General features: G+C 27.7%; 13 protein-coding genes. 7 read left to right on the top strand and 6 right to left on the bottom strand.

What is annotated here, in order from left to right:
• The first annotated feature begins 64 nt into the window (after window positions 1–64).
• On the top strand, window positions 65–1,327 hold the full coding sequence (locus PG913_RS00875; protein WP_271231208.1) for a BamA/TamA family outer membrane protein: 1,263 nt from the start codon (window positions 65–67) through the stop codon (window positions 1,325–1,327).
• A gap of 10 nt (window positions 1,328–1,337) precedes the next feature.
• Here the strand turns inward: PG913_RS00875 and PG913_RS00880 are convergent, their stop codons facing one another.
• From PG913_RS00880 to PG913_RS12975, 3 genes are all read right to left on the bottom strand, one after another.
• On the bottom strand, window positions 1,338–2,225 hold the full coding sequence (locus PG913_RS00880; RefSeq protein WP_271231209.1) for a sterol desaturase family protein: 888 nt from the start codon (window positions 2,223–2,225) through the stop codon (window positions 1,338–1,340).
• A 152-nt stretch (window positions 2,226–2,377) separates the two neighbouring features.
• The gene (locus PG913_RS00885; RefSeq protein WP_271231210.1) at window positions 2,378–3,124 is read right to left on the bottom strand and encodes a uroporphyrinogen-III synthase; all 747 of its coding nucleotides are present in this window, start codon (window positions 3,122–3,124) and stop codon (window positions 2,378–2,380) included.
• A gap of 12 nt (window positions 3,125–3,136) precedes the next feature.
• On the bottom strand, window positions 3,137–3,604 hold the full coding sequence (locus tag PG913_RS12975) for a DUF4271 domain-containing protein (RefSeq protein WP_408648500.1): 468 nt from the start codon (window positions 3,602–3,604) through the stop codon (window positions 3,137–3,139).
• Window positions 3,605–3,858: 254 nt separating this feature from the next.
• Here PG913_RS12975 and PG913_RS00890 point away from each other — a divergent pair, with 254 nt between their 5' ends.
• The 3 genes from PG913_RS00890 (at window position 3,859) to PG913_RS00900 (ending at window position 6,375) form a co-directional block, all read left to right on the top strand.
• Window positions 3,859–4,581, top strand: coding sequence for a polyprenol monophosphomannose synthase (locus PG913_RS00890; RefSeq protein ID WP_271231211.1), 723 nt, complete (start codon window positions 3,859–3,861; stop codon window positions 4,579–4,581).
• A gap of 10 nt (window positions 4,582–4,591) precedes the next feature.
• Window positions 4,592–5,929, top strand: a complete 1,338-nt coding sequence (locus PG913_RS00895) for a dihydroorotase (protein WP_271231212.1) — start codon at window positions 4,592–4,594, stop codon at window positions 5,927–5,929.
• Window positions 5,930–6,012: 83 nt separating this feature from the next.
• Window positions 6,013–6,375 (top strand): DUF4296 domain-containing protein, encoded by a 363-nt coding sequence (locus PG913_RS00900; protein WP_271231213.1) that lies wholly within the window; start codon window positions 6,013–6,015, stop codon window positions 6,373–6,375.
• A gap of 3 nt (window positions 6,376–6,378) precedes the next feature.
• Here the strand turns inward: PG913_RS00900 and PG913_RS00905 are convergent, their stop codons facing one another.
• The 3 genes from PG913_RS00905 to PG913_RS00915 all read right to left on the bottom strand — a co-directional run bounded on the left by PG913_RS00905 (window position 6,379) and on the right by PG913_RS00915 (window position 8,529).
• On the bottom strand, window positions 6,379–7,380 hold the full coding sequence (locus PG913_RS00905; RefSeq protein ID WP_271231214.1) for an NAD-dependent epimerase/dehydratase family protein: 1,002 nt from the start codon (window positions 7,378–7,380) through the stop codon (window positions 6,379–6,381).
• A 77-nt stretch (window positions 7,381–7,457) separates the two neighbouring features.
• Entirely contained in the window at window positions 7,458–8,291 is an 834-nt protein-coding gene (locus PG913_RS00910; RefSeq protein WP_271231215.1) for a hypothetical protein, read from the bottom strand.
• Complete coding sequence (locus PG913_RS00915) at window positions 8,269–8,529, bottom strand: hypothetical protein (protein WP_271231216.1); 261 nt, start codon at window positions 8,527–8,529, stop codon at window positions 8,269–8,271. Before PG913_RS00915 ends, PG913_RS00910 begins: the two co-directional genes overlap by 23 nt.
• 162 nt (window positions 8,530–8,691) lie before the next feature.
• Here PG913_RS00915 and tyrS point away from each other — a divergent pair, with 162 nt between their 5' ends.
• The 3 genes from tyrS (at window position 8,692) to PG913_RS00930 (ending at window position 11,671) form a co-directional block, all read left to right on the top strand.
• Window positions 8,692–9,993: a tyrosine--tRNA ligase gene (tyrS, locus tag PG913_RS00920; protein ID WP_271231217.1), complete on the top strand. Its 1,302-nt coding sequence runs from the start codon at window positions 8,692–8,694 to the stop codon at window positions 9,991–9,993.
• A 381-nt stretch (window positions 9,994–10,374) separates the two neighbouring features.
• Complete coding sequence (locus tag PG913_RS00925; protein ID WP_271231218.1) at window positions 10,375–10,764, top strand: hypothetical protein; 390 nt, start codon at window positions 10,375–10,377, stop codon at window positions 10,762–10,764.
• A gap of 106 nt (window positions 10,765–10,870) precedes the next feature.
• Window positions 10,871–11,671, top strand: a complete 801-nt coding sequence (locus tag PG913_RS00930; protein WP_271231219.1) for an MbnP family protein — start codon at window positions 10,871–10,873, stop codon at window positions 11,669–11,671.
• The last annotated feature ends 20 nt before the right edge of the window (window positions 11,672–11,691 follow it).

The following is an 11,691-nucleotide window of genomic DNA, read 5'->3' on the forward strand; positions in this document are numbered from 1 at the left end:
ATATTTGTTGTCATCTAAAATAAGTTATACTTTAACAATAAAATTTTTATAAATAATAAAATATATGCGAAATAAAATAACAATCATTTTAATTATTTGTATTTGTTTTAGTTCTTTTTCACAAGAAAATATTATTTCTGATGTAAAAATTATTGGATTAAAAAAGACTAAAATTTCGTTTATAAAAAAGATAATATCATCTAAAAAAAATACGCTTTTAGATTCTGTGAAATTATCCGAAGATATTGTGCGTTTAAAGCGTTTACCTGCAATATCAAACGCTTATTTTCAGGTAGTTTTTATTTCTGATGATAAACAGAATGTTTTAATCCATATTGAAGAAAACTTTACAATTATTCCTGAATTTAATATTTGGACAACTACAAATAAGAAAACAGCTTATAAAATTGGGCTGTATGATTATAATTTTTTAGGCGAAAATATTACTCTTGGAGGTTTTTATCAAAATAATGGATTCGATTCTTATGGTATTAATTTTAGTGCGCCAACATTATTTTCTAATAAATGGGGTTTAGGATTGCATCATCAAAAATGGATTAGTGAAGAACCTTTGTATTTTGCTGATAAAACGGCTAATTATAAATATCAAAATACTTCCTACGAAGCACTGGCTATTTATCAAATAAATTTTAAAAATAACCTTCAATTCGGTTTCAATTATTTCAAAGAAAAATACGATTATTTAAAAGGAAGTACATCGCCTGATATTCCTTTAACTTTAGATGTTAACAAGTGGTTATTTAAAACTGTTTATACTTATGATAATTTAAATTATCATTATGAATATATAAACGGTTTTAAAAATGAATTATACGCACAATATGTAATTTCTGAAAATTTGTATCAAGATGATTTTTTAATTTTTTGGAACGATTTCTTCTATTTTAAAAGAGTTGGAAAAAAAGGAAATTGGGCAAACAGATTGCGTGTAGGATTGTCATCAAATATAAAAAGTCCTTTTGCGCCTTTTGCTTTAGATAATAATGTGAATTTACGTGGCGTAGGTGTTTTGGTTGATAGAGGTACGGGAAGTATCGTTTGGAACACAGAATACAGACATACTTTGTACAATAATAAATGGTTGGCAATACAAGGAAATGCTTTTGTTGATACTGGTAGTTGGCGAAATCCTGGAGGTAATCTTAGTGATTTTGTTCAAGAAAAAAATATTCAAGTTTACTCTGGGTTTGGATTGCGATGTATCAATAAAAAAATATTTAATGCCGTATTTAGAATCGATTATGGTTACGGATTAACTAAAAATACATCTAAAGGATTTGTTTTTGGTATTGGTCAATATTTTTAATTTGATATTATCAACTTTCTTTATTTAACGGATATATTTCTTGATTGATAAAATCTTTCGGAAAATATTCATCACCATTAAAACCTATTTCAATATCTCTACCAGAATGTGGAATGTAATTTGTTTTAAAAATATAATCCCAAATACTTAATGTAATTCCGAAGTTTACACCAGTTCTTCTTTCTTTAGGTAATTCTTTTGCATGATGCCAAATGTGCATTTTCGGATTGTTTAAAATATATTTTAAATAACCATAATCCCAATTAATATTTGCGTGATTTAAGTGTCCGATAGTAATATTAAAAAAATGGACTATTGCAATATCTTTTGCTGTAAATCCGCCCATAATAGCGAGTGGAATATATTTCATTGAATTATAAAGTACAGGTTCCATCCAGTGATAACGTAAATGTGCTGCAAATCCCATTTCTTTTACAGAGTGATGTACTTTGTGAAAATTCCATAGAAATTCATACTTGTGTAAAAGAGTATGAGTAAACCATTGTACAAAATCAATAATGATAAAAAAAGTAAATATTCTTAGCCAAAAAGGGAATTTATTAATATCAAAAAGTTGAAAATTAGCTATTGATAAATCAGCAATACTTAAAATATCATTAAAAAATTGTGCTGTTGCATTTGATAAAGCAATTAGAATAATAAGATTCAATAGAAAAAAATTGAAGAACATATAAAAAACATCAAGCCAAAAATCTTTTCTAAATATTGATTGATGTTTACGCCAAGGAAAAACCATTTCTAATATCCAAACAACTAAAGAAATAATAATTAATCCGTAGAAATAATTTTCCCAGTTTAATTCCATTAAAACAGATTGTTTTATATAATTCCAATAATCGGAATAAGAGTTTTTGATAATATTTAGATAGCTATCCATATAAATTATTTGCCTAAAAAATGTCCTTTAAAATAAGAAAATAAAGTGATATTTTGTTCTAAATAAAATAATTTCGAAGATTATATTAATTATTGGAACAAAAAAAACCATCAAAAATTTTTGATGGTTTTGTAATCGTTTAAAAAGTATTGTTACTTTTTATTATTTTCTTTAATGTATTTATCTAAAGCCATAGTCATTGAAGGAGTTTCAGGAGTTGGTGCAGCAACATCTACACGTAAACCTCTATCTTCAACAGCTTTAATAGTTGAGTTTCCAAAAACAGCAATTTTTGTTTTATTTTGCTTAAAGTTAGGAAAGTTTTCAAATAAACTATCAATTCCAGAAGGACTAAAAAATACTAAAACATCGTAAAAAACATCTTCTAAATCAGATAAATTACTTACAACAGTTTTGTATAAATTGGCACGTTTCCAGTTAATTCCTAATTTATCTAATTCTTCAGGAATTAATGGTTTTAATTTATCAGAAGAAGGCAATAAAAATGTTTCATCTTTATGCTTTTTTATCAATTTAATTAAATCAGGAAAAGTTCTACTTCCAACATAAATTTTACGTTTTCTGTACACAACATATTTTTGTAAGTAGTAAGCTACTGCTTCTGATTGACAAAAATATTTCATAGAATCAGGAACTGTAAAACGCATTTCTTCAGCAATTCTAAAAAAATGATCGACAGCATTTCTACTTGTTAAAATAATTGCAGTATAGTTTTTTAAGTCGATTTTTTGAGATCTAACCTCTTTTCCATCAATCCCTTCAACATGAATAAAAGAGCGAAAATCGATTTTCACTTTTTGTTTTTCTGCTAAATCAAAATAAGGAGAAGTTTCCGTTTTTGGAGCGGGTTGAGAGACTAAAATAGTTTTCACTTTCATATATTTTCTCTTTTACGTAGTAGTTGTTATTTTATAAACAATTATTAGGGGCGCTATTTCAAGAGTGCAAAAGTACAAAATAAAATAAAACAACTTACGTATAACTATTTTTTTGTTATTAATTAAAACTAAAAAAGCCCTGAAAACAAATAAGATAACAGAAAATATAAGTAAAAAAATATGAGATTTAAACGCATATTGATATATAATTATACCAGGAAATAACCATAAACTAAGGCTGTTTAAATAGCCTGATTTTGTTGCTAAAAAATACTTAGTATTGTAGTTCGATTCAATAATATTAGCTAATATAAAATCTAATAAATTTTTGAGTATAAAATATATTGAAACGAAACAACATAATATTATATAGTTAAAAAAACTAGGTAAATAGGCACTAGGAAGCAGTATTAAAAAAAGTAATAAGGAAATTGTAATTGTTGAGAAAAAAAGAATATTATGTAAAAAGGAGAAAAAAATGAAGTATTATCTTCTACTTTTCTTTTGAAAAAACCAGTTGTAAAAAAGGCAAGACTATAATCTCGTAATTTATTTGGTTTTAGAAGTTTCATTATTGCTAACAAAACAATAGCAAATATAATTACTAAGGTAATCCAGTTATTATCAGTTATAATGCGTTCAATTGCTTGCAATCGTATTTGTTTTATGCTTTAATTTAACACAAAATTAGTGATAAATTAGTGTATATTTGCTTAGTTTTAGATGAAAATTACATGAAATCAGACGCTTTAGTTATAATACCTACTTATAACGAAAAAGAAAACATAGCGGCGATAATACAAGCAACTTTTAATCAAAAAAAAGAGTTTGATATTTTAGTTGTCGATGATAACTCACCAGACGGAACAGCTAATATCGTAGCGAAATTACAAAAAGAATATCCTAATAAACTTTATATTGAAAAAAGAACAGGAAAAAATGGATTAGGTACTGCCTATATTCATGGTTTTAAATGGGCAATTGCTAAAAAATACGATTATATAATTGAAATGGATGCCGATTTTTCGCACAATCCTAATGATTTAATTAAATTATATAATGCCTGCGCTATTGATGGAGCTGATGTTTCTGTCGGTTCTCGTTATTCAATTGGTGTAAACGTAGTAAATTGGCCAATGCGCAGAGTTTTATTGTCGTATTGTGCATCTAAATATGTCCGTTTTGTTACAGGAATTCCTGTGCACGATACCACTGCTGGTTTTGTATGTTGGAAACGAAAAGTTTTAGAAACTATTCGATTTGATAAAATTAAATTTATAGGATATGCTTTTCAAATTGAAATGAAATTTAAAGCATGGAAGCATAAATTTACCATTAAAGAAGTTTCTGTTATTTTTACAGATAGAGTTTTAGGAACATCGAAATTAAATTCGGGTATTATTAAAGAGGCAATATTCGGAGTATTAAAAATGAGAATTAAAGGTTTACCAAAATAATAACACAATTATGAAATCATACTTAATTAAAAACGCAACAATCGTTAACGAAAACAAGGTTTTTAAAGGCGATGTTTTAATCGAAGGAAATTATATTAAAGAAATTTCAACTGAAATAAATACAACTTCAGATATTGAAGTTATCAATGCCGAGGGTAAATATTTAATTCCAGGTATGATTGATGATCAGGTGCATTTTCGTGAACCAGGTTTAACACATAAAGCAAACATTGGTACTGAAAGTAAAGCCGCTATTGCTGGTGGAATTACTTCTTTTATTGAAATGCCAAACACAGTTCCACAAGCTACAACTCAAGATTTATTAGAAGATAAATTTCAAATAGCAGCTAAAACATCATATGCAAATTATTCGTTTATGTTTGGTGGAACAAATGATAATTTAGAAGAATTATTAAAAACAAATCCAAGAAATGTAGCGGGAATTAAACTTTTCTTAGGTTCATCAACAGGAAATATGTTGGTTGATAACGAAGAAGTTTTAGAAAAAATATTCTCTTCTACTGATATGTTAATTTCGGTACATTGTGAAGACGAAGCAACTATCAGAAAAAATACGGAAGAATATGTTGCCAAATATGGCGATGATATTCCATTAAAATATCACCCAATTATCAGAAGTGAAGAAGCTTGTTATTTATCTTCATCAAAAGCAATTGAATTAGCTAAAAAAACAGGAGCAAGGTTACACGTTTTCCATTTATCAACAGAAAAAGAAACGCATTTATTCAGAAATGATATTCCTTTAGAAGAAAAGAAAATTACAGCAGAGGTTTGTGTACATCATTTATGGTTTACCGATAAAGATTATGATGAAAAAGGAACACATATTAAATGGAATCCAGCGGTAAAATCTCAAAAAGATAAAGACGGATTATGGAAAGCTTTATTAGATGATAGAATCGATGTAATTGCAACTGACCGTACACCTCATACTTTAGAAGAAAAAGATAACTTATACACAAAAGCACCAAGTGGAGGACCTTTAGTTCAACATGCAGTAACGGCAATTTTAGAAAAAGTAAAAGAAGGCGTTATACCAATTGAAAAAGCGGTAGAAAAAATGTGTCATAATCCTGCAAAACTATTTAAAGTTGAAAAACGTGGTTTTATTAAAGAAGGATATTATGCCGATTTAGTGTTAATAGATAATAATCAAAATTGGACGGTTTCAAAAGATAATATTTTGTATAAATGTGGTTGGTCTCCTTTTGAAGGAACAGAATTTTCAAGTAAAATTACGCATACTTTTGTAAATGGAAACTTAATGTTTGCAAACGGTATTTTTGATGAAAACACAAAAGGAAAACGTTTAGAATTTAAAATATAAATGAAAAATTTTTTTACATACTGGTTTCTTTACTTTTTATGTCTTGTACTACAAGTAATACCATATATGAAAAACCAAAAAATTTGATACCAAAAGATTCTATGGTAGCATTATTAACAGATATGTATATTGCATCATCTGTTAGTAATGTTAAAAATAAGTTTTTAGAAAAAAAGAAAAACTATGTTTTTTTGGTTTATGATAAGTATAAAATAGATAGTACTCGCTTTAGTGAAAGTAATATATATTATACATCAAAAACAGAAGATTATACTTTAATACTTAAAGATGTAAAATATAATTTGGATTCTCTGAAGAATTATTATTTAGAAAAAAGTAAAATAAAAGATTCGTTACTTAAAGAAGCTCCAAATAAAAAGTTATCATTAGAGTTGATTAAGAGAAATAAAAGACTCTCAGAAGAAAAAAAATCTAAGTTAAAATAATTATCAAATTTGAATTTCTTGACAAATACGAGTAATTGTTTTGTTAATTAATTCAAATTTGAAATTTAATTCTTCTGTTATCTTTTTAGATGAATAGTAAGAAATATTATGAGAAGACCTTGCCGAATTTTTTGTTAATAAAGGTTCTTTTTTTGTTACTTTTGATATCAACCAGCTAATTCTCCAAGCAATTGCTGTTATTACTTTTTGAACTTTTATTGATGGTCTTTTTTTCTGTAAACCATCAGCAATAGCAAATAAAATATCTTTAAACGATTTGTTTTCTGAAACTAAAATAAAACGTTCGTTTTTAACGTTTGAATTCATCAATAAAACCATTGCTTTTACTACATCTTGTACATCAACAAAACCAGTGATTCCTTCAGTATAAAACTTAAAACCATTTTTTATTTGTGTAAATAATTTACCAGATCCTTCTTGCCAAAAACCACTTCCTAAAATAACACCAGGATTTACAATAACAACCTCTAAACCTTCTTGGCTAGCTCTCCAAACTTCCATTTCAGCACCATATTTTGTAATGGAATAACCGCTATGAACGTCATTATCTGACCATTCATTTTCTTCATCGATTATTTTTCCATTGATAGCATCGCCAACGGCAGCAATTGAACTCACAAAACATAGTTTTTTGATGTTGTTTTCAATAGAAAAATTAACAATATTTGCTGTTCCATCAATATTTACTTGACGCATTTTATCATAATCTTTCGGGTTAAAAGAAACCAAAGCAGCACAATGATAAACTTCTGTAATATTTTTAAAAACATTTTCTAAAGAAGGAATATCTGTAATATCTGCTTGTATCCAAATTATTTTAGAAAATAACTGTTCAACATCATCAGTATAAAAAGAAAATATTTTTTTTAGATGTGTTCGTTTTTCATCAGTTCTATAAATAGCTGTGATTTCATCATTTTTTTGAGTTAAATGATATAATAAATGTGCTCCTACTAAACCTGTTCCGCCTGTAACTAAAATCATGATTCAAAGATAAATTATTTTAAACAAAAAAAGAGGTCGAAATTTCGACCTCTTTTTATTATTATTTAACTGTTTTATTATAATTTAATATACTCAACATTTTGAATTTTTACATCAAAATATATTTTACCTGAATTTCCATCAGTTCCTTCTATTTTGGTTACTTTAATTAAACCTTTAGCACCGTTTTTATCTTCAAATTCTAAAACAGCTCCTGTACTTAAATTAGTAACTTTTTCAGAAGTAGGAGTAACAATAGTTTCTAATTCAGAAGTAGTTACAGTATCAAAATCTTTAGTAGATTTAGCTATATAAAAATTATTTAAAGGCTCTTGTGTGATATTTATGTTAGCTTTATCAGCAATATCAACAATAGCTTTAGGAAAATCTGAAGCTGAAGCAAAAGAAGCTTTATGAGTATTACCATAATAGTATCCAAAATCCCAAAAAGAAGCAGTTTCTAACCCTGCATTAATAGCATAAGTTTCTCCGTTATATACTGATATAAAAGATTTAGAAGAACCATTTGCTAAAGGAGCGGCTAAAATAACTGCTGAAAATTGTTTGATAGTGGTAGCAGTTGCAGTTGCATTTCCTGCTTTAATAGTAATGGTACCAAAAGCGTTTAAATCGCCATAAGCATTTCTTTTAGAAACATCTCTAAAATCTCCTTTACTAGTTGTTCCTAAAGTGGCAAGACGAGTTGTCCATAATTTATATACAACAACACCATCAGTACTTGTTGGAGCTTCAAAAGGAATTTTGTAGGTAAATTCTTGTCCTTCTTTAGTACCTAAGTCGATTGAACCATCACCTTTAGTTTTAACTGCTGCGGCAACAGTTGATAAATCATAAGCAATAGCTCCTTGTTCACTTCCGTATACATTTTTAGTTATGTATAATCTTTTCAATGTTCTTTTCAGCGTCTGAAAATTTTACAACAACATCTAAAGTAGTACTAGGTTCAGCTGTTAATTCTAATGTTGGGTAATAATCATTAGTATCAATAACTAATTCTTTAGGCGTATTAATACTAGGAACATCAGGGTCTATAGCAAGTCCATTCTGTTCTTCACTACAAGCTGTAAAAGTTGTTCCGATTAAAAATGCACTACATGCGATAAATAATGGTTTCAATAAATTTTTCATTTTTTTTGTTTTAAATTCTTTTTGATAAAAGTATATATTGTTTTTCAAAATATATGCCAAAGAGCTTTATATTTGTGTTAAAAACATAAATATGTTTAATATTTAGAAACAGATTGTGTTTGAATGTCACATTTTTAGCAAATTTTAAGAAATAGTAATCAAATGAAGAATTTAGTAGAAGAATTACGTTGGCGTGGAATGATTCACGACATGATGCCAGGAACAGAAGAGCAATTGCAAAAAGAAATGACAGCGGCATATATTGGTTTTGATCCAACCTCTGATTCGTTACATATTGGAAGTTTAGTGCCAATTATATTACTTGTACATTTAGAAAAATCGGGGCATAAACCTGTAGCTTTAGTTGGAGGTGCAACAGGAATGATTGGAGATCCTTCAGGGAAATCAGATGAGCGTAATTTGTTAAACGAAGAGGCTTTAGCTAAAAATGTAGCAGGAATTCAACGAACTTTAGGACGTTTCTTAAATTTTGATAGTTCTGCTAAAAATGCTCCTTTACTTGTTAATAATTATGATTGGATGAAAGATTTTTCATTCATTGAATTTGCTAGAGATGTAGGTAAACGTATTACCGTAAACTACATGATGGGAAAAGAATCTGTTAAAAAAAGAATTTCTGGAGAAGGTGCTGGAGGGATGAGTTTTACAGAGTTTACTTACCAATTAATTCAAGGATATGATTTTTATCATTTATATAAAAACCACAATTGTTTATTACAAATGGGTGGTTCAGACCAATGGGGAAACATTACCACAGGTACTGAATTAGTTCGTAGAATGAATGTCGGTGAAGAGGCAAAAGCCTACGCAATGACTTGTCCATTAATTACCAAAGCTGATGGTTCAAAATTTGGGAAATCTGAAGGTGGAAATATTTGGTTAGATGCTGATAAAACATCAGTATATAAATTCTATCAATTTTGGTTAAATACTTCGGATGCAGATGCAGAAAAGTATATTAAAATTTTTACTTTTTTAGATCAACAAACTGTTGAAGATTTAATTAAAAAACATCAAGAAACGCCACATGAAAGAGCGCTTCAAAAAACATTAGCAAATGCAGTTACAACTTTTGTACACTCGGAAGAAGCATTAGAAAAAGCAATTGCAGCTTCTAATATTTTATTCGGAAAATCTACTGCTGATGATTTAAAAGGTTTAGACGAACAGACTTTTTTAGATGTTTTTGATGGAGTTCCACAAGCAGAAGTTTCTAAAGATGATATTTCAGAAGGGTTATCAATGATTGATGCTTTATCAGGAAAAACAAATTTCTTAAAATCAAATGGAGATGCTAAGAGAGCTCTAAAAGAAAATGCTGTTTCTGTAAATAAAGAAAAAGTAAAAGAAGATTTTGTAATTACTTCAGAAGATTTAATAGCTGATAAATATGTGTTATTACAACGTGGAAAAAAGAGTTATTTTTTATTGAAAGTAGCATAGTTTTCAAAACTTAAATATAAAAAAAAGCCTTGAGAATTTCTCAAGGCTTTTTTATGTAAATATTTTTTATGAAACAGCTTTTAAACCAAAAGATAAAGGGCATCGCTTACAATTAATTCCTTTCTTTTTGTATTTATTACAGCAGTTAGTTTTTGGTTTTAAACAATTAGAGCTACAAACAGTATCACATATAGTTTCTTTCTGTAGTGAAACTACAGGTATAACTTTCTTATTATCAGTATAAAATATAATCATAATCTATAATATGATGCAAATGTAGTAATTTATTTAGAATAAATAAGAATAATATTTATACCTATTTTTAATTGATAAAAAAAAATACTTGAACTACCTTTACACCTCCTATTTAAAAAATAATTTTTGTTACAAAAACTAAGTATATATTTTTTCATTTTATTATACATGCTTGCTATGTTGCGCCCTATTGCGCCATTTGTTGAGTATGCTATAAATTATGATTATATATCAAAAGTATTATGTATCAATAAAGACAAACCGATGCTTCAGTGTAATGGTAAATGTCAATTAATGCTAAAAATAGCAGAACAACAAGATGATGATTTTAAATCATTACGAATTGTAGCGAAAGATTATCCAATAGGTTTTGTTGAATTTATAGGTGTACCAAAGAAAACTTTAATAACACTTCATAAAAAGGCATTATTTTCATACAATCAAACATATTCTTATTTGTTTGAGGTGTCTATATTTCATCCACCCAACACTTTACTTTTATATAGGTTCGCTTAATATTCACTGGTGTTTTTAACACGGGGTTTATTGGCTGTTTTATTAATTTTTTTAAAATAATTTGTTGATGATTTCAATAGTTCATCAGCATATAAACACATATAAAATGAAAAAAATATTTAATTTATTAGCAATTACTATTGCTTTTACTTTCGCTTCTTGTAATAACGATGATACTCCTTCAACTTTAGAAGGAACAAATAATGTTTCAATTGAATTTGATGCTTCTTTTGGAGATGATGATTTAATTTTAGGAAGTTCATATACTACTGAAAATGCTGAAAAGTTAAAAATATCATCTTTTGATTACATTCTAAGTAATTTTATCTTAGTAACTGATAATGGTGTTGAGATAGAATATCCAAAGGAAAAAGGCTACTTTATTATTAGTGAAGGAGGCGTAGATAAAAAGAAAAATGTAAAAGTTATTTTAGAAGATATTCCTGCAGGAACTTATAATAAAGTGAAATTTGGTATTGGTATAGATCAAGAAAGATATATTGATGGACAAGCTGCACAAGAAGATTTTTGGACAAAAGCCGAAGATTACAGTTTAACATGGAGCTGGCAAGCAGGTTATAAATTTGTTGTTTTAGAAGGTGATTTTACATCAGAAACTCAAACTGAAGAAAGTAAATTTATGTTACATATTGCGAGTAGAGGTACTACTGTTGATTTATATAAAGAAGTAGAATTATCTATGGAAACAGCTTTAGTTAGTAATGATAAATCTCCGCAAATACATATTAAAGTAAATGCTGATAAGATGCTTGATGGTTCTAATAAGATTAAATTATCTGAAGGAGAAACTATTATGGGAGGAGATAAAGCTGCTTTAATTGCTGATAACAATAAAGAAATGTTTTCGGTACATCACGTACATAATGGAAGTGATAGTCATCACTAAAAAACTATAAAAACCAACAG

This window comes from Tenacibaculum pacificus, from assembly GCF_027941775.1.
Taxonomy (GTDB): Bacteria; Bacteroidota; Bacteroidia; order Flavobacteriales; family Flavobacteriaceae; genus Polaribacter; species Polaribacter pacificus_A.